Below are 21,013 nucleotides of genomic sequence, written 5' to 3' on the forward strand. Positions count from 1 at the left end.
TGTCTTGGACGGCACCCATGACCGGACGATCGAGCCGGGCTGACGTAATCTCTCTCGCGGCAGGTCAGGGCACGCGACGGAGGCGGAGTTGGCGCAGGGACTGCGGGTGAGCACCCGCAACGCGCGGTTCCAGCAGTGGGAGGCACTGCTCGGCAACCGGGCCAAGCGCCAGCGCCGCGGCGAGTTCCTCGTCCAGGGGGTCCGGCCCATCACGATGGCCGTGACACACGGCTGGCAGATCCGGGAGCTGCTCTACGACGCGGGCGCCCGGCTGTCCGGCTGGGCCCGGGAGACCCTGACCGACGTCCCGGCCGAGAGGATCGCCGTCTCCCGCGAGCTGATGGCCGAGCTCGGCGGCAAGTCGGACACGGTTCCGGAGCTGCTGGCCGTGGTGGCGATGCCCGAGGACAGCCTCGACCGCATCTCGGCCGGCCCGTCGATGCTGGTGGTCGTCTTCGACCGGCCGACCGGCCCGGGCAACATCGGCACGCTCGTCCGCTCCGCGGACGCGTTCGGCGCGGACGGCGTCATCGTCACCGGCCACGCCGCCGACGTGTACGACCCCAAGGCGGTCCGGGCGAGCACGGGCTCGCTGTTCGGGCTCCCGGTGGTGCGGGTGCCGTCGCACCAGGCGGTCCTCGCCTGGGTGCGGGAGGTGCGGGCCGGCGGCGTCGATCTGCGCGTGGTGGGCACCGACGAGAACGGCGACCCGGACGCCGCGGCCCACGACTTCACCCGGCCCACACTGGCCCTCATCGGCAACGAGACGGCCGGCCTCAGCGCGGCCTGGCGCGACGCCTGCGACGACCTGGTCCGGATCCCGATGTCCGGCACCGCCAGCTCCCTGAACGCGGCCGCGGCCGCCACCGTCGTGCTGTACGAAGCCGCCCGCCAGCGGACCGCCCACCACGCGTAGCGGCGGCGTCGGCGGCGCTCATCGAGTCTTCCGTCGTCCGCGGCCCGGGAAAGCGGTCCGGATACGCCTGGGCCGCCCGCGCAGGTTACTGGACTACGTCAGGGGTGCCGGGCGCCGTCCGGGCCGGTGTGCGGGGCCGGACCGATGTGCGGGGCCGGGTAGTTGTGCGGGGCCGGGCGGGCCAGGTGGGCGGAGAGCCAGTCGAACGCCGGGCCCTCCATCTGCTTCCACACCTGGCCGCTGTGGCCGCCGCGCGGCACCTTGGCGGTCGCCACCGTGATCGGGGGCTTCGCCAGCGCGACGATGCTGCGCGAACCGTTGCGGGCGCTCCGGTCGTCGTCGGCCCAGCCGATCCAGAGGGCCACCGGCGGCGGCGCCAGGTGGCTGAGCCGCCACGCGATGTTGTTGGTCGTCGTCTCGCTGTGATCGCCGATCGTGATCCCCGGCCCGGCGAAGCCGGACAGGCTCGCCGCCGCGGCGTACTGATTCGGGTGTTTGAGCACGAGGTTCATCGCGCAGAACGCGCCGGCCGAGTAGCCGGTGAGCCCCCAGGCGGCGCGGTCGGTGCGGATCCTGAGGTGGCTGCGCGCCCAGGCGGGCACGTCCACGGTCAGGTACGTCTCGGCCTGCGGGCCGCCGGTCAGGTTCGTGCACTCGGTGTCGAGCAGCCGGTCGGTTGTCTGGTACGGCAGCAGGACCACGGTGGGCGCCATCCGGCCGGCCGCGATCTCCCGGTCGAGGTGGCCGGCGATGTCGAGCCGCTTGATCCACGCCTCCGGGGTGCCGGGGTAGCCGTGCAGCGCCTCGATCACCGGGAAGTCGAGGCTCTGGCCCTCCGGCGTGAAGTACGCGGCCGGCAGGTAGACGATCATCGGCATGGTCATCTTGCTCGCCGGGCCGGGCACGAGATAGGTGGCGACTCGTCCGTTGCCCGGCCGGCCGATCGGCATCTCGGCGTCCACCCTGGTGTGGGACGAGGGCGTGGCGACCGGGGTGGGGCCCGGGTCCGCATAGGCCTTGTCGTCGGCCAGCGCGGCCCAGGTGGGGTAGGTCTCGGTCAGCCGGTTGAGCTCGAGCCCCGCGGTGGCCGCGATGCTCAGCACCATTGCCGCGATCAGGGTGCTCCGGCCGATGATGCGGATCCGGTCCCAGAGCAGCGCCAGCGCGCCGGTGACCGCCAGCGCCACGCACACGCCGGCGAGGATGGTGCCGAGCCCGTCGATGCTCACGACGGGAGCCGCTGCGGCGCGGCGAGCGACGGCGGGAGCGCCCGGACGGCCGAGTCGAAGTCGGCGGGCGCGTGCCCGGCGACGACCGGGGGATGGCCGGGCCAGGCGGCGGCCAGCGAGGTCCACCGCGGATCGGCCAGCAGCACCAGGCCGTCCCCGACCCGGGCGTCCCGACGCAGCAGCTCGGACAGGTCCGCCAGGGACGGCGCGGTGGTACCGGGGGTGGGCTGGAGAATGAGGGTCACCAGGCCGGTCGCCGCCGCGGCTCGCCGGCGGGTCTCGGGCACGCCGGGCCCGGAGGTCAGCGCTAGGACGACCGGGAAGGCGCGATCGGCGTGCGCGCCGTACTCGGACGCGGTGACCAGCAGCGGCGCCGCGGCCAGGTGCCAAGCCGCGGCCTCCGGCGGTGACCAGGCGATCGTGCCGTCGGCGTCGAGCTCGCCGTCGAGCCGGCCGGCCGGCGGCGCGGGGGCGACGACGGCGTTCTCCGCGCCACCGAGCACCCGCCAGGACGGGTAGAAGCACTCCTGCCGGTTCACCACCAGGCCGATCTCCGCGACCAGCAGCACCTCGATCGCCACCAGCCCGGCGATGCGGAACGGTAGCCGTTTGCGGCCCGGCAGCCGCCAGAAGCGCACCGTGGCCGCGCCGGCGGCCAGCACCAAGAAGCCGGTGAGCAGGATCAGCGGCAAGCCGGTCAGGCTCATTTGCCGGTCTCCACGCCGCCCGGGGACGGTGTTGCTGCCGGCGCCTGGTCCTTCGGCCCGCGCGGGGCAGCCGGGCCCCTCCGGGGCTCATGGGCCGGCAGGAACGCCTCGGCGCTGAGCGCGGCGACCGCGATCCGCGGCAGATCGCGGGCCGACGGGAAGCACAGGAACCGCGGCTGCCAGTCCGGCAGGTACTTCGCGTTGGCCCGGTAGAGCGACTCGATCTGCCACAGGCGCGAAGCCATCCGCAGGACGCGTGACCAGAGCCGGATCACCGGGCCCGCGCCCAGTTCCTCGGCGCGGGCGAACACCGAGCGCAGCACCGCGAAGTTGAGCGAGATCCGCTCGACGCCGAGGTCCGGCGCCGCCTCGATCGCCGCGACGACCATCAGCTCGGTCAGCCCGTTCGGCGCGGTACGGTCGCCGCGCATCAGATCGAGCGACAACCCGCGGCGGCCCCACGGCACGAACTGCAGCAGCCCGCGCAGCCGCCCGTCCTCGTCGTGGCAGAGGACCAGCAGGCAGTCGCCGTCCTCCGGGTCGCCCAGCCGGGACAGCGCCATCGAGAAGCCACGCTCGACCTTGCCGTCGCGCAGCGCGTTCGCGCAGGCCACGGTCTCGGCGAAGCGCTCCTCCGGGAGGTCGCGCTGCCGCACCACCTGACACGAGTAGCCGGAGCGCCGCATCCGGGCGACGGCCTGGCGTACCCCGCGCATCGCCCGGCCCTCCAGCGTGAAGCCGCCGACGTCGACGATGGCCTCGTCACCCAGCTCGATGACATCGAGGCCGGCCTTCTGGTACGCCCGTCCGCCCGCGGTGCCGCAGGCCAGCACCCCCGGCGTCCACCCGTGCCGGGCACAGTCGGCCAGCCACTGCCCGATCGCGCGCGGCCACTCGGAGGGCAGGCCCAGCGGATCGCCCGAGGCCAGACTGACCCCATTGACGATCTTGTACGCCACGGCGGCCCTGCCCGAGGGCGACCAGAGCACCTGCTTGTCGTCGCGCAGGGCGAAGTAGCCGAGCGAGTCGCCGTCGCCGTGCTTGTCGAGCATCGCCCGCAGCCGGTCCCGGTCGCCGGCGTCCCGGGTCCGCGCGCCGGTGCAGGGACGCAGCAGCAGAATGCCGGCCGAGGCGAACGCGAGCAGGCCGAACGCGCCGGTCGTGACCGTCACGGTCAGGCCGCCCAGCGGGTGCTGGAAATGGATCGGGCCGGTGACGCCGATCAGGCCCAGCCCGGCGTGCTCCGCCCAGCGCAGCATGCCGGGCCGGCCGTCGAGCCGGTTGACCCGTACGGCGATCTCGAGGAACCCCAGGACGAAGCCGGCGGTCAGGAACATCGCGCAGGCCCGCGCGGCCCGCCACCGGTTGCCCGGGTCGGTCTCGGCGGTGAACTGATCGCGCTTGACCACCAGCAGTGCCGCGACCACACCGCAGAAGACCAACGGCGCCAGCCCACCCTTGACCAGGTGCAGGCCGACGCTGACCAGGGAGAGCACCAGCGCGAGCTGCCAGGCGCGGCGCTTGCCGCGGCGCAACCCGGCACCCAGATAGATGAGCAGGACCCCGATGACCGCGGTGGCCGCGCGCGCGGTGAGCATGCCGGCGGTGGGCACCATGTCGGCGAGCAGCGCGAACCGGTGATGCCGCGGCGGTAGCACGGCGAACACGGTGCCGACCAGGCCGACGAACTGCACCAGCCGGGACACCGCGCGGCGGGACGACGGCGGCTGCTGCCACCGGCGGACCCCCGCGTCGCCGTCGTCCCGCGCCGCGCCCGGCGTCCGCTCCAGCACCGATGACCTACTCGGTTCCATCGACATTTCTCCGTCCCCCCGACGACCCACCGGAAGCATGACGCCTGCACGCAAGGGGCAATCTGCCCGATCGACCGCCCGCTGGACATCGGCCGGAAGTCAGCAACCTTTTCCGGGTCCTACGACTTTGGGCCGAGCCGATCGCGTTCCAGGTCGCGGGCGGTCACCAGGCGACGACTCCCTGGCGGCTCGGCTGGAGCGAGCCGAGCTGAAGCTTCGTCATCGTGATGGCATTGGCCGCCGGGTTCGGGAAGCCCTCCAGCTCGGCGACGTCGCCGTCGGTCGATGCCTGGAGGTTGAACCGGAGGGTGTTGCCGACGCCGCAGGAGGCATCGGCCTTGTCGCAGGCGGTCCACTTGATGCCGGCGAAGGCGGTCGTGCCCGGCCTGAGGACGGTCCGCACCGGGGCGCCCGGCTGATCGACCCGGGTGGTCCGCACCGGCACCACCTCGTCGGCCGCGTTGACCAGCGAGATCGAGGCCCAGCCGTCGACGACGCAGGTGCTCTTCGTCTTGTTGGTCAGCGTGACCAGCGCCATGCGGGTCGTGCCGCTGTTGCGCTCGGGCTGCAACGTGACGACCGCGCCTACGTCGCCGGTCCGGCAGGCGGCGACTGTCGTGCCCCGGCTCCCGGAGCCCGGCGTGCTGGTTCCCGACGTACTGTTTCCCGGCGTGCTGATGCCCGTTCCGGCGGCATGTCCGCTCGGCGCCACGCTGATCGGGGCGATCGCCGAGCCGGTGGCCGGCGTGGCGGCGGGCCGGTCGGCCGCGCAGGCGGCGGAGGAGAGGAGCACGGCGGCGGCAATCGCGGGCACGGCCAGAACGGCGGGACGCATCAGTCGGATCCTTCGCGGAGTGGAAATCGGTGTCGCTCACTCTGCGGGGATCGACGTGCCGGTGGCCCGGACCGCCCACCGGATGGCACGAATGAAGTAGGTGTCCCGGCGGTTACAGCCCGCAGGCGGAGATCTGCCAGGTGCCGTCGATTTTGTCGAGCACCATGCCGTGTCCGTTGGTCATGTGGTAAGCGGCGAAGGACATGGTCCAGCTGCTCCTCGGCTTCGGCGTCCCGTTGACCTTGACGGTGACCGAGTCGACGGTGCCCACGTCCCGGGTGGCGATCCGCACCTCGGCCGAGCCGTGGCTCCTTCCGCTGTGGACCGTGACCTGGCCCAGCGTGCGCTGCTCGCCGACCGGGAGCTCTTCGTACCCGCGCTGCACCGCTCCGGCGCAGTCGCCGAGCCGGTTGCGCAGGTCGGCGCTGAACAGCCGGCAGGCGCCGGCGAAGTCGCGGGCGGCGGTGCGCCGGAAGTAGTTGGTCGCCACGCCGCTGGCCGCGCCGGACGGCACGTCGCCGCAGCCGGCCACCGCGAGCGCGACCGCCGCGAGCCACGCGGCCCGCCTCATCCGGATCCCGCTCACCGAGAGCACCCTTCCGCCGTCACGGTGCGATGATCTCATCGGCCATTCAGAGTCCGTTCATACCCCGCCGCGCGCACTACCATCGACGCGACGCGGAGGGACGGGATGCAGCTGCGGTTACTGGGCACGGTCGAGGCGCAGGCGCGGGGCCGGCGGATCGTCCTCGGGCCGCGCAAGCAGCGGCTGGTGCTCGCGGTCCTGGCCCTGGAGGTGAACCGGCCCGTCTCGATCGAACGGCTGGTGGAGCTGGCCTGGCCGATCGCGCCGCCGCGCACCGCCGAGCACGCGATCCGGGTCTGCGTCTCGGGCCTGCGTACGGCGCTGGCCGGCGCCGGGGTCGGCGCCGCGGAAGCCGGCGTCCGTACCCATGGCACCGGCTATCTGCTGCGAACCGATGCACTGTCCATCGATGTCCACCGGTTCCGGGCGCTGCTCGACGAGGCCCGCCATGCGCCGGACGACCGGATCCGGGTGTCGATCCTCGACCGCGCGCTGGCCCTGTGGTCGGGGCCGCCGCTGGCCGGCACGGTGCCGATCGAGTCGTACGACCGGCTGTGCGCCGGGCTCGACGAGGTGCACCGCTCGGCGGTGGCCGACCAGATCGACGCCCGGCTGCGCCTGGGCCACCACCACGAGCTCGTCGCCGACCTGACCACCCTGGTGGCGGCCGACCCGCTCGACGAGCGGCGGCTGGGCCAGCTGATGCTCGCCCTGCACCGAGCCGGCCGGGCCGGTGAGGCGCTGGCCGCCTACCAGGTCGGCCGGCGGAGACTGGCCGAGCAGTTGGGCGCGGACCCCGGCGCGGAGTTGCGCCGACTGCACCTGGCCATCCTGCGCGACGAGCCGGCGCTTCGACCGGCCGCCTCCTTGATGGGCGCTCCGGGACCGGGCGGGCCGGCCGAGGTCGCCGCGGCGGCGGGCGCTGGTGAGCCGGTCGCGGCCCGCCCGGCCGAGGTCGCCGCGACGGCGGGCGCTGGTGAGCCGGTCGCGGCCCGCCCGGCCGAGGTCACCGCGACGGCGGGCGCTGGTGAGCCGGCCGCGGGCCGCCCGGCCGAGGTCGCCGCGACGGCGGGCGCCGGTGAGCTGGCTCCGGGCCGCCCGCCGGCGCCGGCGCAGCTGCCCGCGGCGGTGGCCGGCTTCACCGGCCGGGCGGCGGCCCTGGCCGAGCTGGACGCGCTGCTGGACGCGGCGGCCGGCGGCCTCGCCATGGCGATCGCGGTGATCGGGGGCAGCGCCGGAGTCGGCAAGACCGCGCTTGCTGTGCGATGGGCGCTCCAGCGGCGCGACCGCTTCCCCGACGGCCAGCTCTACGTCGACCTCGGCGGCTACGCGCCCGGCGGCACACCCATGCGGCCGCACCAGGCGCTCGCGCGGATGCTGCGAGCGCTCGGTGTCGCACCGGAGGAGATTCCGCTCGACCCGGCGGAGGCCGGCGCCCACTACCGCAGCCTGCTCGCGGACCGGCGCACCCTGATCGTGCTGGACAACGCGAACACCCCCGATCAGGTACGCCCGCTGCTGCCCGCCGGCCCGGGCTGCCTGGTGCTCGTGACCAGCCGGGACAGGCTGACCGGCCTGACCGCCCGGGACGGCGCGCGACCGCTGACCCTGGGCGTGCTCACCCCCGGCGAGGCCCGGGCGCTGCTCGCCACCCTGATCGACGCCGACCGTGTCGCGGCCGAGCCGGACGCCACCGCCGAGCTGGCGCGACTGTGCGGCTACCTGCCGCTGGCGCTGCGCATCGCCGCGGCCAACCTGGCCGGTCAGCAGCGGCGGAGCGTCGCGCAGCAGGTCGCCGAGCTGCGCGCCGGCGACCGCCTGGGCATGCTGCAGGTGGACGGCGACGAGCACGCGGCCGTACGCGCATCGTTCGACCTGTCCTATGCGGCCCTGGCGCCCGAGACGCGCCGCCTTTTCCGGCTCGCCAGCCTGGCGCCGGGCGCGGACTTCACCGCTCCGGCCGCCGCGGCGCTGTCCGCCGCCGACCTGGCGGACACTGCTGCCGCGCTGGGCCGGCTGGTGAACGCGCATCTGCTCGACGAGCCGAGGCCGGGCCGGTTCGCGATGCACGACCTGCTCCGCCTTTACGCCCGGCAACTGGCCGACGCCGAGGACGGCGCGGAGCGCGACGCCGCTGCCGGCCGGCTGGAGGCCTTCTGTCTGGCCGGCGTCGACGCCGCGGCCCGGGTGCTGTACCCGCAGATGCAACGCCTGCCGCTGGACCCGCGGATGCAACGCCTGCCGCTGGACCCGCGGATGCAACGCCTGCCGCTGGACCCGCAGATGCAACGCCCGCCGCCGGACCCGCGGATGCAACGCCTGCCGCTGGACCCGCAGATGCAACGCCTGCCGCTGGACGTCGCGACGCCCGCCGAGCCGCTCGATCACGCCACGGCGCTGGCCTGGCTCGAGGACGAGCGGCCCAACCTGGTCGCCGTGGTCGGCGCCGCGGCCGACGCCGGCCGGCCGGCCGCCTGGCTGCTCACCGACGCCCTGCGCGGGTATTTCTGGATGCGGCGGTACGCCGACGACTGGCTGGCCGTGGGCGAGGCCGCCCTGGCCGCGGCGGTGGCCGCCGCCGATGCGCCCGGGCAGGCCGCCGCGCACCTCTGCCTGGCCCAGGCGAACCGCTGGCTCACCCGGCACGACGCCGCCGTCCACCACTTCGTCGAGGCCCGGGACCGGGCGCGGGCGGCAGGCTGGCCGGAGGGGGAGGCGGCGGCGGTAGGCAGCATCGCCAACCTCTACCGGGACCAGGGCCGGCTCGCCGAGTCCGCGGACCATCATCGCGCGGCGCTGGCCATCTTCGAACGTACCGGCGCCCTGGCCGGCCAGGCGGTGAGCCTGGGCAACCTCGGCAACGTCCTGTTCGAGTCGGGCCGGCTGGACGAGGCGATCGAGCATCTCCGTACCAGCCTGCGGGTGTACGAGCGGATCGGTGCCCGGAACGCTCGCGGCCACATCCTCAACAGTCTGGGCTGCACCTACCACGCCCTCGGCCGGCTCGACGACGCCCTCGCCCATCTCGACCAGGCGCTCGCCCTGCACCGCGAGGCGGGCAGCCGGGAGGGCGAGGCGGACACCCTGAACAACATCGCCCAGGTGCATTGCAGCGCGGGACGGTACGCCGAGGCCAGGCGTCTCGCCCAGGCCAGCGCGGCGATGGCGGCGGAGACGGGCGACGAGCGGGTCGAGGCGGACGCGCACAACACGATGGGCGCGGTCGAGCGGGCCGGTGCGGACCTGGCCGCGGCCGTCGCCGAGCACTCGACGGCGCTGCGTCTGGCGCGGTCGGCCGGCTACCGGCAGGGCCAGGCCGACGCCCTGATCGGCCTCGCCGACGCGCGGCGCGGGCTCGGTCGCCGGGACGAGGCCCGGGCGACCGCCGAGGACGCCTTGGCCATCACCCGGCGTACCGGTTATCGGATCCTGGAGGCCGACGCGCTCGCCGCGCTCGCCGGGGTCGAGATGGCCGAGGGCGCCGTCGATGCCGCCAAGTCCCACGCCGCGGAGGCGTTGGCGATCTACCGGGCCGGCGGACATCGGCGCGGCGAGGCGGCCGTCGGTCCGTTGCTCGCGTCCCTCGCCGGTCCGTCGTCCGGGGGACTGTGAACCGACTCTGATCCCGGTCGTGCACCCTGGGTGCCCCGGAGTCGCCGGGAACCGAAAGGGGAGACTCGTGGCACCTCCGATCGCCGTGGCGCGATGTGCACTGCTTGTGGTGGCGGCCGGAGGTCTCACCGCCTGCTCGACCGGATCGCCCGTGTCCGCGGCCACCGCCGCCGGCGCCACCGCCGCCGGTGCCGCCGCCGGACCTTCCACCACCGCCCGGACCACCGACAAGGCGTGCTCGGGCGGATTGTCCGGGCAGGAGTCTGGCGTTGTGCGCATCACCTGTGGTGGCCCGGCGACGATTCGCATCACCGTCGGTGACGTCAGCCGGGTTCTGCACGGCGGGGAATGCCATGCGGCCGGTGGCGTGTGGAGCGCAGCGGTGGGGGTGATCATCGACGCGACCGGCGTGCACGGCAAGTACGCCGGGCCGCCGGTGAGCAACGTCGTGGTCAACGACACGGCCACGCCGGGACGCGGGACGATCCAGTCCATGCTGGACGGCAAGCTCTACTTCGTACTGGGCGATGCGGTCATGAAGGTCTCGGCCGACCGCAAGAGCGCCCATCTCGAGGGGAGGAGCGACCGTGCGTCCGACGCTCCCGGCGCCAAGCTCACCGTCAGCGTCACCTGTTGACGGGTCGAAGGGCTAGGCCGGTTCGGGCACGCTCTGGTCCGACGGCACCAGCACGGTGTCGTCGGTCCTCCGCTCTCGTCGAGTGGTCAGCGCCAGCACCGGCACCAGTGCGACTCCGAAGGCCGCCGCGCCGACGATCACGTAGTACGGCGCGAAGACGTTCTTGGTCGACTCCTCGATCAGCCCATACACGTAGGGGCCGACGAAGCCGCCGGTGATGCCCAGCATGTTGATGAAGGCGAGGCCGGCGGCCGCGACCAGCCCGGACATCCGCGACATGGCGACCGACCAGAACAGCGGTAGCGCGCCCAGGGCGAAGAAGCTGGACAGGAAGATCAGGAAGACGCTGAACAGGGCGTTGGTGGAGAACAGGAAGGTGGTCATGACGGCCAGCACGCCGGCCGTGCAAACACCGATCAGCGCGACCTCGTGGCCGAAACGGCGTTTCATCCAGGGGAAGAACAGGACCCCGACGAGGCCGGTGACTCCGCCGCCGCCCGCGACCAGCCCGATCACGAACGGGCTCTTCAGCCCGAGCTGCTGCAGCAGCGACGGGAAGTTGAAGCCCACACCGGAGCTGATCGCCTGGTTGATGAAGTAGATCGCGGCGAGCATGAGCACCACCGGGCGGCCGAACGCCAGGCGCAGTGTGGTGCGGAGCCGGGGCTTGTGCGGCGCGTCCGGGCCGACGGCCCGTTCGGTGAGGATCGCGGCTTCCGGTGCCGTGAGCCATTTCGCGTCGGCGGGCTTGTTCGGCAGGGTGAACCAGACGAGGACGCCGACGAGAACCGTGAAGAGCCCCTCGACCAGGAACATGATCTGCCAGCCGTGCAGCCCGGCGAGGCCGTTCAACTCCATCAGTGCCCCGCCCAGCGGGGAGCCGATGAAGACGGCGACACAGGGCGCGACGTAGATCAGGCCCACCATCGTCACGCGGTGCTTCTGCGAGAACCACACCGTGATCATGAACATCAGGGCGGGGAAGAGGCCCGCTTCCGTGGCGCCGAGCGCCAGCCGCAGCAGGTAGAACGACATTTCATTGTGTACGAACATCATGGCGGCCGAAACCAGGCCCCAGGTGATCGCGATCCGGGTGATCCAGATTCGCGGGCCGATCCGGTAGAGAATCATGTTGCTCGGCACTTCGAGCATGGCATAGCTCAGAAAGAAAAGACCCGCGCCCAACCCGTACGCCGCCACGCTGATCCCGACGTCGGCGCCCAATGCGGTTTTTGCCAGCGCGATGTTCGACCGGTCTATGTAGGACATGAAATAGGCGATACCGAGCACCGGCAGCAGCCGGGTCACCACTTTTCTGGTCGCCTGCTGGTGCAGGACGTCTGAGGCGTTCGTCATCGGGGTCCTCCGGGGAGTCGGTGATCTCCGCACTGGGGCGCCGCCAGTGCCTTGTAAGAAGGCCTCCTAGCTGCGATACTACGGAGTATCACGTTAAGCGTCATCGATGTGGTGTGTCAACCGTCACAGCGCGACGGAGGCCAGCTAGCCTGGTTCGGACGAGCAGGAGGGTGCCGTGGACGCGAGCCCCGATGTGGTGGCCGATGCGAGGACCAGAATCCTCGACGCGGCGGCCGAGGCGTTCACCCGTGACGGGTTCGCCAGCACGACGATCGACGACATCGCCCGTGATGTCGGGGCCACCAAGGGCCTGGTCTACTACCATTTCCGCTCGAAGTTCGACATCCTCCTCGCGGTGTACGGGGAGGGTATGCGGCGAGTCCGCGAGCGGGTCGAGCCGCATGCCACCGGGCCCGGGACCGGGCGCGAACGACTGACGGCGATGTCGATAGCCCACGAGCTCAACCTGATGGAGGGCCTCGCCTATCACAACGTCGTGCACCAGGCGGTGCGCGGCGAGGCGTCCACGGCGCTCAAGGCCCACCAGCGCGACACGCTGCACGGGCTGAACCGCCTGCGCAGCGACTACGAGGAGATGTTCCACCGCGTGGTCGTCGAGGGCATTGAGGACGGTTCGCTGCGCGGGGTCGACCCGGCGCTCGCCACCCGGACCCTGCTCAGCAACCTCAACGCGGTCGACATGTGGTTTCGGAGGATCGACGGTCAGGGCGCCGATGAGGTGCAGGATCTGGCCCGCCGGATTGTCGACCTATTGATCGGCGGCCTTGCCGCGCCTCTTTAAAGATCGAAGATTATCAATTGACTAACGGCGGATCCGAACTACATACTGCCGAGTATGTCCAATGAAGAGGTGGTAAATTCAACGTATCGGCGGCGTATTCTTGCCCTCGCCGCGGGCATCTGCGCCATCGCGATCGCGTGGCCGGCCTCCGCGAGTACGGCCGCCGCGCGCCCACGGGCGGCCGACCCCGCCATCGTCACCACCGACACCGGCCGGGTGCGCGGCGTGGTCACCACCGACCGGCGCACCTTCTCCGGTATCCCGTACGCCGCCCCACCGGTCGGCGCCCTGCGATGGAAGCCGCCCCAGCCCGCGACGGCCTGGAGCGGAATCCGGGACGCGAGCCGGCCGGGCGCCGCCTGTGCGCAGCCGAACCGGGCGGGCAGCAGCGAAGATTGCCTCTACCTGAACGTCACCACACCACCGGTCAGCAAAGGCTCCGGGCTCCCGGTGATGGTGTGGATCCACGGCGGATCCCTCACCACCGGCGCCGGCAGCGACTACCCGGCGACCCGGCTCCTGGCCGGCGGCCCCATGCTGCTCGTCAGCATCAACTACCGGCTCGGCGCGCTCGGTTTCCTCGCGCATCCCGCGCTGGACAACGGAACGGCCAAGTCCGGCGCCTTCGGCTTCGCCGACCAGACGGCCGCCCTGCGCTGGGTGCACCGCAACATCGCCGCGTTCGGCGGGGACCCGGGCAACGTCACGCTCGCCGGTGAGTCGGCCGGAGCCGGCAGCACCTGTGCCCAACTCGCCTCGCCCGCGGCGGCCGGCCTGTTCCAGCGGGCCATCATCGAGAGCTCGCCCTGCATCAACAACGCGAAGGCGTTCCCCTGGTGGAAGCCGCTCGCCGAGTCCGAGAGCCTCGGGTTGCAGGCGGCGGCGAAGTTCGGGTGCGCCAACGCCGCGGCCGCGGCCGCCTGCCTGCGGAAGGTCCCGGTCGCCACCCTGCTCGCCGCGGCCGTGCCCTCGTCGGAGGTCGCGTTCCCGCCGGGCTTCGGCGGCGACGTCCTCCCGGAGGACCCCGGCGTGGCCGTGTCCTCCGGACGCTTCAACCGGGTGCCCGTGATCCACGGCGGGACCCGCGACGAGCACCGCCTCTTCATCGCCATCCAGGAACTGACCACCGGCACGCCGATGACCGCCGCCGACTACACCACCGCGATCCGCACCTATTTCGGCGCCGACGCCGACGCGATCCTCGCGGAGTACCCGCTGTCCTCGTTCGGCTCACCGAGCCTGGCCACGGCAACCGTGTTCACCGACGGCGCCTGGTCCTGCCCGGCGCTGCGCACCGAGCAGGCGTTCGCGAGATGGGTGCCGACCTTCGTGTACGAGTTCGCCGACGAGAACGCGCCGGTCTTCGCGGGCACGGAGTCGGTGAGCTTCCCGCAGGGCGCCTACCACGCCTCCGAACTGCAGTACCTGTTCTCCGGCGATGTCTTCCCCGACGTGCTCAGCCCTCAGCAGACCCAGCTGTCGCAACAGATGGTGCGCTACTGGGTGCGTTTCGCGACGATCGGAGTACCCGTCAGCGCGGGCTCACCGATGTGGCCGGCGTTCTTCCCGATGTCCACCCAGGTCCTGTCCCTCGCGCCGGGGGCGAACGGCATCAAGGCGGCCGACCTGAGTGCGGAGCACAACTGCGCCTTCTGGGCGCAGCACTTCTGACGCGATAGGGGAGTGCCGGTCGTGGTGCTCCCCTACCGAAAGCGCGGCCCGGCGGCGGTCTGGGCGCGGCCGATCGCCCGGCTCCGCCGCACCCCGGGGCATCCGCGCCGAGGCCGACGACACCGTCGTGGCTTGCCTAGCCCGCCGTCAGCACGATCTTTCCGCGCAGGCCGCCGGCCAGGACCCGCCGATGGGCGTCGGCCGCTTCGGTCAAGGGCATCGTGTCGGCCACGCGGGTGCGCAGCCCTCCGGCCGCCAGCTGCCCCACCAGGTCGGCCAGCAGGTCGCGGTCGAGCCGGATGAGTTGCAGGTCCTGGCGGATGCCGCGGGCCGGGACGATGTCCGGCGTGGGCCGGGTGGCGACCACGACCCCCCTGTCCTTGACGGCGGCGGCCGCCGCGAGGCCGACCGGGACCGAGTCGAACACCGCGGGCACCGGTCCCACCTTGGCCAGATCCGCCGAGCGAGAAATGATCTCGTGGGCGCCGAGGCTCCGCACCCATTCCTCATCCCCATCGCCGGCCTGCGCCAGGACGCGGTAGCCGCCCTGAGCGGCGAGTTGGACGACGAAGCCGCCGACACCACCGCTGGCCCCGGTGACCAGGATGGGGCTGCCGGGCGGAAGCATGTCCAATGCGATCAGTGCCAGCCCCTGCTGTGCGGTCTGGGCGTTGAGCGGAAGCGTGGACGCGGACACGAAGTCGACCCCGTCGGGCAACGGCACCAGCCAGCCGGCGTCGGCGGCGATGAGCTCGGCATAACCGCCGGGGGCACCCCGGGTCTGAAACCACGGGATCATCCCGACGACACGATCACCCACCCGGAACTCCGCCGCGCCGGGACCGACCGAGGCCACCTCGCCGGCAATATCCCACCCCGGCAGGAACGGCGGCATCACCGGACCGAGCGGGATCTCCCCGGTGGTGGCGGCGATATCGGCCGGCTGCACACACACCGCGCGGACCCGGACGACCACCTGCCCGGGCCCCGCCTCGGGCTCGGGTAGTTCGGTCACCTGCAAGACTTCAGGGCCACCAAGCGCGGCCGCAACGACCCCCAGCACCCGTCCACTATAGACCCTGCCCCAGCGTTTGATCCCCCGTCACCGTTGCCGGCGGCGGGCGAGGAGCAAGGTCGTGACGATGGCGAGCGGCACCTCATCGCCGAACAGTTGCGTCAGGCCTTCCAGCAAGTCCCGGCGGGTCGAGGGCGGCAACATCCGGAATTGTGATCTGGTCTGGGCCAAGCCCAGGAAGTCGGCCGTCGGCACGCTCCGCTGACATTGGTAGTGGCGGCTCGCGCAACTCTCGAACGCGGCGTGCCCGGCCAGTTCGTCGCCCGGCCACTGGCGCCACACCTGCTCGGCGGTCACCGGCTCGTCGCTGATGACCACCGATGGCGCGTGCCGCGCGAACACCCGCAGCATGGCGGCTCGCAGGGCGGCCTCGGCGATCCGCTCGTTGTTCCAGAACAGGGCCAGCGTCGCGCCGCCCTCGAGCGCGTCCGCCGCCAGCGACCACCGCGTCTCGGGCACCGTCCAGTGCCAGGCCTCCCCGCTGAACAACAGGCCGAACCGCTCGGCCGGACGGAAATCCTCGAAGGTCGCCCGCACGACCTGGACGTCCGCGAACCGGGCAACGCGGCGGGCGAGAACGTCAGCCATGGCATCGTCCGGTTCCACGGCGACGACCGGCAGGCCTTTGGCGGCGAACGCCTCGGTGGCCCGGCCGGTACCCGCTCCGACATCCAGTGCCCGCAGGCCGCCGAGGCCGGGCCGGCCGTAGTTCACCACGTCATCGACCAGGGCGGCGGGGTACGCCGGGCGAACGCGATCGAACTCGCCGGCAACTTCGCCGAAGACCTGAGCGGGATTCCGGCGTTCCGTCACGGCAGCAGGATAGCCGGGATCCACATTGGTCAGCGGTCAGTCGGCGTGGTGTTCCCGCCACCAGGCGTGCAGGCGTCGGGCCATGCCGGAGGTGTCGGCGTGATCGGGCGACATGCCGAAGCGGTCGCGGATTTCGTCGTCGAGCATGCAGCGCAGGTCCTCGGCCTCGGCCTCCTGGGCGAGGGCGGTCAGCAGCGAGCCGATCATGCTGTCGTACTCGCCGGGGTCCTTGCCGGGATCGGCGACGCCGCGGAAGTCCCAGTCGTTGAGCAGCCGCCGGGCTTGTCTGATTGCCGCCTGGTGTGCGGTGGCCATCGCCCGGATCTGCTCGTCCGGATCGGTCGCGAGCTGGGCGGTCAGCCGGGTCATCGCCTCCGTGTCGAGGGCCGGGACCTCGCGGGTGACCGCGTACAGCGCGTAATAGCGGGTGTCGGCGTCCTCGTCCCGGCAGAGCCGGAGCAGAGCGTCGGCGGCGTCCGGCGGCACGTCAGCCGGTTCGAGCAGGGCGGGCAGGGCCGCGGCGACGTGGAACCGGACCCGCCAGTCAGGGTGCCCGGCCAGGGCGAGCACCTCGGGCAGGGCCTCGCGGGCCTGGTGATAGCCCAGGGCGGAGACGATCCAGCGCAGCACGCCGGGCTCCGGCTCGCTCCGCAGAGCCGAGCGCAGCAGCGGGACCGTCTCGCCGCGGAACGGCCGGTGGCCGTCCGGCTGTTGTTCCGGGCCGAGCTCGCGCAGAATCCGTACGCCCAGCTCCCGCCGTACGGGGTCGCGGTCGCGCACGAGTGCGGCGGCGCTGTCGAACACCTGCCGAACCGGCCGGTTGTGCAACGCGCCCAGGGACGGCAGCGGCGTCTCCGGGTCGTCGTCCTCGACCTCCCGCAGCGCCAGGCCCAGCAGCACCTCGACCGGGAGTTCGACTCTACCCACCGTACCCACCCCAAGTTTTGATCTTGGAGGGCGAATCTACGGCATGCGCGGCAGCAGCAGTCGGGCCACGTCGAGGGCGCGGCTGATCTGGGACCTGTCCGCGACGGAGGACCAGCCCTCGGCCGACCACACATCGGACAGGACCGCCTTGACGAACCCCCAGGCCAGCACCCGGTCGATCGGCATGGCGAGCTCGTCGGCGAGCTGCTCGGCCCGCGCGGGAGCCAACCCGGTCAGGGCCTCGTCGCGGTTGTCCGGATCGGGGTTGTAGAGCAGCGAGCCGACCTCGTAGCCGGGGTCGCCGACCAGGCCGTGCGGGTCGATCGCGAGCCACGGTTCGCGCGTCGCGCGCAGGATGTTGTCGTGGTGCAGGTCGCCGTGCAGCAGGACGTGGGCGGGTGCCGACGCGCACAGTTCACGCATCAACCCGCCGGCCCGGACGACGAGGTCGAGCGGCAGCGGACCGGCCTGGCCGTGGACGGCCCGGTAGTCGTCGAACGCCCGGGCCTGGCTCAGCAGGTCGGGCATCGTGCACCCGGGCGGTGGCGGCCGGTGCAGGCGCCGCATCACGTCGGCCGCGACCGAGGTCGCCTCGCTGTCCCGGCCGGGCACCAGATCGCGGGCACGCCCTCCGGGTGCGATGCGTTCCAGCAGGATGGCCCCGCGGTCGAGGTCGGCCCGGAGCAGCCGGACCGCGCCATGACCGTCGAACGCCGTCAGCGCGCGTGCCTCCTCGGCGAGCGAGGTGCCGGTCGGCACGCCGAGCTTGAGCACGGCCGGGGTGCCGTCCCCGAGCACCACCGCGGTGACGTAGTGGTACGACAGGTCGAACGGCGCACCGACCGTGAGGTCCCAGTCGGTGGCCAGGCTCCGCAGAACGGCCGGCAACTCCGCGAGCCATCGAGCCCCGTCGCCACCCCAGGCGCCCACGACGTTGCGGGCCAGCTCATCGGTGATCACGCCGCCGCACGATCGTCGACGGGCGTCGATTCCAGCAGAAACACCTCGGCCGGACCCGCCCGGAACGCGCGGTTGGCGGCGTCGGCCTCGCGCATGTGCGGCGAGGCGTCGTGTGCCCGCAGCGCCTCCGCCGACGCCCATTCCTCGATCAGGACGAAGCGATCCGGGTCGTCCTCGACGGCGTGCATGTCGTAGCGCAGACAGCCGGGCTCGGCCCGGACCACCGGCGCCAATGCGGCGAACGCCGCCCGTTGGTCGACGCCTCGTCCGGGTTGGGTCTTGATGAGCACGACGGCTCGCAGCGGCAATGACATGGGACGCAGCCTAGGCAGGCTGGTCGTGGGCGCCACCGATTTCCCGTACGGGGGAACCGAGCAGCTCGCGTACCTCCTGCTCGGTTCCGTTCGTGATCGTTTCGCCGTCCTCGTATCGCTCGATCACGCGCGGATCGACGTACGACCCCCGGGCCACCGCCGGGGTGTTGCCGAGCCGGTCGGCGACCTCCTTCATGGCGTGTGCGACGGCCTTCTTGCGCTTGGCCGCGGTCGGCTGCGGGCCGGCCTCGGCGAGCGAGCGGGCCGCCTGGACGGTGCCGTGCCAGGTCCGGAAGTCCTTGGCGGTCATCTGCTCGCCGCTGATCTCCCGCAGGTAGTCGTTGATCATGCCGGCGTCGATCTCCCGCCAGGCGCGGGCGTGCGGATCCCAGTACCCGAACAGCCGCTGCTCGCCCCGGCGGCGCCGCTTGAGCGCGACGAGCACGGCGCACACCTCGCCGTCGTCGACCGTGCCGCTGTGCTCGACGCCCGACTTGCCGGGGAATCGCAGCAGTGCGCAACCGCTGCGGGTGCGCACATGCTCGGGGCGCAGCGTGGACAGGCCGAACGACGGATCCTCGTCCCGGGCGGCGTACTCGTCGCTGCCGATTCGGAAGGTGCCCAGGTCGAGCAGGCTGACAGTGGCCGCCAGCACCCGTTCCCTGGTCAGACCGCGACCACCGGTGAGGTCGGCCTGCAGGCGGCGGCGCACGCGGGGCAGGCGACCGGCCAGCTCCCGTACGCGATCGAACTTCTTCGCGTCGCGACCGGTGCGCCAGTCCGGGTGGTAGACGTACTGCTTGCGCCCGGCCGCGTCGACGCCGGTGGCTTGGATGTGCCCGCGCGGGTCCGGCGAGATCCACACGTGCCGCCAGGCCGGCGGGATGACCAGGCTCTTGATCCGCTCGATCGTCGCGGCGTCCTCGATCGGATCGCCGGACGTGCCGAGGTAGCGAAACCCGCGACCCGATCGCTGCCGGGACAGACCCGGCTCGGCCAGTCTGCTGCGCCGCAACCGCACCATGCGCCGCCCTCCCCAAACGCTCGGGACGGCGGTTTCCCGGACATCGGTGCCGGTAAACCAGTGCCGGAATGACAGGGTGACCGGGCCGCGGGCGTCGAGATGGGACAGCGAACGGGGAACGTAGGGATTCAGCGCCGGAAACCGTCGACGATCTGGCGGAGGTCGACGGACATCCGGGCGAGCCCGTCCGCCGCCTGCCGTGCCTGGTCCACTCCGGCCGTGGTGGCCTGCACCGAGGCGGCGACCTGGTTGATGGTGCCCGCGACGGCGCTGCCGGCGCCCGCTGCCTCGGCGACGTTGCGGCTCATCTCGTTGGTGGTCGCGCTCTGTTCCTCGACGGCCGAGGCGATCGTGTTCTGGAAGTCGTTGATGTGGCCGATGGTCTCGCTGATCTCCTCGATCGCGGACACCGCCCCCGCGGTGTCGGCCTGGATCGCTTCGACCCGGCGGGCGATGTCCTCGGTGGCCTTCGCGGTTTCCTGAGCCAGGTCCTTGACCTCGGACGCCACCACGGCGAATCCCTTGCCCGCTTCGCCGGCGCGCGCCGCTTCGATGGTGGCGTTGAGCGCCAGCAGGTTGGTCTGTCCCGCGATCGCCGTGATGACCTTGATGACGTCGCCGATCTCCGCCGACGACTCGCCCAGCTTGGCCATCACGCCGCTGGTCGCGGCGGTGAGCTCGACGGCGCGCGTGGCCACCCCGGCCGCCTGGCCGGCGCTGTGGCTGATCTCCCGGATGGAGGCGCCCATCTGCTCGGCGCCGGCGGCCACGGTCTGAATGGTCGACGACATGAGCGCGGCCGACTCGGCGACCTCGGCGGCTTGCCGGGCGCCCTGCTCGGAGCTGGCGGAGCTGTGCTCGGTCGTGGCGGCAAGCTCGGCGGCGGCATCGCCGAGCGCGGTGGCGTGCGTCGCCAGGTCGCCTATCGCGCCGCGGAGCGTGGTGGTGGCCCGGTGCAGGCTGTCGGCCATCTGCCCGAGCTCGTCACGCTGCGTGACCTCGGCGTCGAGGGTGAGGTCCCCGCCGGCGACCGCCTCGAGGACGCCGGACACGCGGCCCAGCGGCCTCACGATCATGCGGGCCACCAGGAGCGCCAGCAGGACGGCCAGGACCACGCAGGCGGCAAAGACCACCAGCACCACCGCGCGGGTCGCGCGCACCGTGGCGTCGAAGGTCTTCCCGGCCACCAGGGTGCTCTCGGCGTTGGCGATCTCCGCGGACATCAGCGACTCGTACGCCTTGCGCAGGTCCCGGTTGGCGTTCATCGCGGCCTTGATCGCGGCCGGCCGGTCGGTGCCGTAGGTGGCGAACTCGGTCTTGAGGGCGGCGAACCACGCGTCCGTGGCCGCCTTGATCTTGTCGATGGCGGCCTGCTCCGACGCGCTGCCCAGCGCCCGCGCCGCCGCCAGGCTGTTGTCGACGGCATCCTGCCGGCCGAGCGACTCGTCGCGGAACTTGGTGTCACCGGCGATCAGATAGCCACGCTCGTCGTTGGCCGCGGCCTTCGCGGTGAGCGCGGCGTTGTTCAAGTTGGTGATGTACGGAACGGCACGCTGCACCTCGCTCGCCCGCGTGCTTTGCAGATCGGCGATGCCGATCAGGCATACCGCCGCCGTGGCGATGGTTCCCGCGACCGCGACCCCGGCCACCGTCAAGATCTTCGTAGCGACCTTCCGGTCGCGCATCCAGCGCCCTGCGCCCACCGCTGCCCGCTTCCCGTGCTGCTGTCGGCGGC

At 72.5% G+C, this 21,013-nt stretch carries 18 protein-coding genes; 5 read left to right on the forward strand and 13 right to left on the reverse strand.

What is annotated here, in order from left to right; translation table 11 throughout:
- Window positions 1–88 precede the first annotated feature (88 nt).
- A complete protein-coding gene (locus ODJ79_RS27130; RefSeq protein WP_263026422.1) occupies window positions 89–916 on the forward strand; it encodes a TrmH family RNA methyltransferase in 828 nt (275 codons plus the stop codon).
- A gap of 98 nt (window positions 917–1,014) precedes the next feature.
- Here the strand turns inward: ODJ79_RS27130 and ODJ79_RS27135 are convergent, their stop codons facing one another.
- The 5 genes from ODJ79_RS27135 to ODJ79_RS27155 form a co-directional block, all read right to left on the reverse strand.
- On the reverse strand, window positions 1,015–2,145 hold the full coding sequence (locus ODJ79_RS27135) for an alpha/beta hydrolase (protein ID WP_263026423.1): 1,131 nt from the start codon (window positions 2,143–2,145) through the stop codon (window positions 1,015–1,017).
- Complete coding sequence (locus tag ODJ79_RS27140) at window positions 2,142–2,852, reverse strand: hypothetical protein (RefSeq protein WP_263026424.1); 711 nt, start codon at window positions 2,850–2,852, stop codon at window positions 2,142–2,144. Before ODJ79_RS27140 ends, ODJ79_RS27135 begins: the two co-directional genes overlap by 4 nt.
- On the reverse strand, window positions 2,849–4,666 hold the full coding sequence (locus ODJ79_RS27145; RefSeq protein WP_263026425.1) for a phosphatidylglycerol lysyltransferase domain-containing protein: 1,818 nt from the start codon (window positions 4,664–4,666) through the stop codon (window positions 2,849–2,851). Before ODJ79_RS27145 ends, ODJ79_RS27140 begins: the two co-directional genes overlap by 4 nt.
- A 163-nt stretch (window positions 4,667–4,829) precedes the next feature.
- On the reverse strand, window positions 4,830–5,501 hold the full coding sequence (locus ODJ79_RS27150; protein WP_263026426.1) for a DUF4232 domain-containing protein: 672 nt from the start codon (window positions 5,499–5,501) through the stop codon (window positions 4,830–4,832).
- 112 nt (window positions 5,502–5,613) lie between these two features.
- On the reverse strand, window positions 5,614–6,087 hold the full coding sequence (locus ODJ79_RS27155) for a hypothetical protein (RefSeq protein ID WP_263026427.1): 474 nt from the start codon (window positions 6,085–6,087) through the stop codon (window positions 5,614–5,616).
- Between the two features lie 105 nt (window positions 6,088–6,192).
- Here ODJ79_RS27155 and ODJ79_RS27160 point away from each other — a divergent pair, with 105 nt between their 5' ends.
- Both ODJ79_RS27160 and ODJ79_RS27165 read left to right on the forward strand, forming a co-directional pair.
- Window positions 6,193–9,699 (forward strand): AfsR/SARP family transcriptional regulator, encoded by a 3,507-nt coding sequence (locus ODJ79_RS27160; RefSeq protein ID WP_263026428.1) that lies wholly within the window; start codon window positions 6,193–6,195, stop codon window positions 9,697–9,699.
- A gap of 151 nt (window positions 9,700–9,850) precedes the next feature.
- Complete coding sequence (locus tag ODJ79_RS27165; RefSeq protein ID WP_263026429.1) at window positions 9,851–10,336, forward strand: hypothetical protein; 486 nt, start codon at window positions 9,851–9,853, stop codon at window positions 10,334–10,336.
- Window positions 10,337–10,348: 12 nt separating this feature from the next.
- Here ODJ79_RS27165 and ODJ79_RS27170 read toward each other — a convergent pair whose 3' ends face one another.
- The gene (locus tag ODJ79_RS27170) at window positions 10,349–11,692 is read right to left on the reverse strand and encodes an MFS transporter (protein WP_263026430.1); all 1,344 of its coding nucleotides are present in this window, start codon (window positions 11,690–11,692) and stop codon (window positions 10,349–10,351) included.
- Window positions 11,693–11,867: 175 nt separating this feature from the next.
- Between ODJ79_RS27170 and ODJ79_RS27175 the strand changes: the two genes are divergently transcribed.
- Both ODJ79_RS27175 and ODJ79_RS27180 read left to right on the forward strand, forming a co-directional pair.
- Window positions 11,868–12,494 (forward strand): TetR/AcrR family transcriptional regulator, encoded by a 627-nt coding sequence (locus ODJ79_RS27175; protein WP_263026431.1) that lies wholly within the window; start codon window positions 11,868–11,870, stop codon window positions 12,492–12,494.
- 54 nt (window positions 12,495–12,548) lie between these two features.
- Entirely contained in the window at window positions 12,549–14,165 is a 1,617-nt protein-coding gene (locus ODJ79_RS27180; protein WP_263026432.1) for a carboxylesterase/lipase family protein, read from the forward strand.
- A gap of 136 nt (window positions 14,166–14,301) precedes the next feature.
- On the opposite strand, the gene ODJ79_RS27185 is transcribed toward ODJ79_RS27180, so the two are convergent.
- The 7 genes from ODJ79_RS27185 to ODJ79_RS27215 form a co-directional block, all read right to left on the reverse strand.
- Window positions 14,302–15,228, reverse strand: coding sequence for an NADP-dependent oxidoreductase (locus ODJ79_RS27185; RefSeq protein WP_263026433.1), 927 nt, complete (start codon window positions 15,226–15,228; stop codon window positions 14,302–14,304).
- Between the two features lie 39 nt (window positions 15,229–15,267).
- Window positions 15,268–16,053 carry a class I SAM-dependent methyltransferase gene (locus tag ODJ79_RS27190; protein ID WP_263026434.1) on the reverse strand — a complete coding sequence of 262 codons (786 nt, stop codon included), beginning with the start codon at window positions 16,051–16,053 and terminating at the stop codon, window positions 15,268–15,270.
- Between the two features lie 36 nt (window positions 16,054–16,089).
- Window positions 16,090–16,980 carry a HEAT repeat domain-containing protein gene (locus ODJ79_RS27195; protein ID WP_263026435.1) on the reverse strand — a complete coding sequence of 297 codons (891 nt, stop codon included), beginning with the start codon at window positions 16,978–16,980 and terminating at the stop codon, window positions 16,090–16,092.
- 36 nt (window positions 16,981–17,016) lie between these two features.
- Window positions 17,017–17,940, reverse strand: coding sequence for an aminoglycoside phosphotransferase family protein (locus ODJ79_RS27200; protein ID WP_263026436.1), 924 nt, complete (start codon window positions 17,938–17,940; stop codon window positions 17,017–17,019).
- Window positions 17,937–18,254: a putative quinol monooxygenase gene (locus ODJ79_RS27205; RefSeq protein ID WP_263026437.1), complete on the reverse strand. Its 318-nt coding sequence runs from the start codon at window positions 18,252–18,254 to the stop codon at window positions 17,937–17,939. The genes ODJ79_RS27200 and ODJ79_RS27205 overlap by 4 nt, the downstream gene beginning before the upstream one ends.
- Before the next feature lie 10 nt (window positions 18,255–18,264).
- Window positions 18,265–19,275 carry a DNA topoisomerase IB gene (locus tag ODJ79_RS27210; protein ID WP_263026563.1) on the reverse strand — a complete coding sequence of 337 codons (1,011 nt, stop codon included), beginning with the start codon at window positions 19,273–19,275 and terminating at the stop codon, window positions 18,265–18,267.
- 131 nt (window positions 19,276–19,406) lie between these two features.
- Complete coding sequence (locus ODJ79_RS27215) at window positions 19,407–20,963, reverse strand: methyl-accepting chemotaxis protein (RefSeq protein ID WP_263026438.1); 1,557 nt, start codon at window positions 20,961–20,963, stop codon at window positions 19,407–19,409.
- Window positions 20,964–21,013 lie beyond the last annotated feature (50 nt).

Origin of the sequence: Actinoplanes sp. KI2 (assembly GCF_025630775.1) — a bacterium.
Classification (GTDB): domain Bacteria; phylum Actinomycetota; class Actinomycetes; order Mycobacteriales; family Micromonosporaceae; genus Actinoplanes.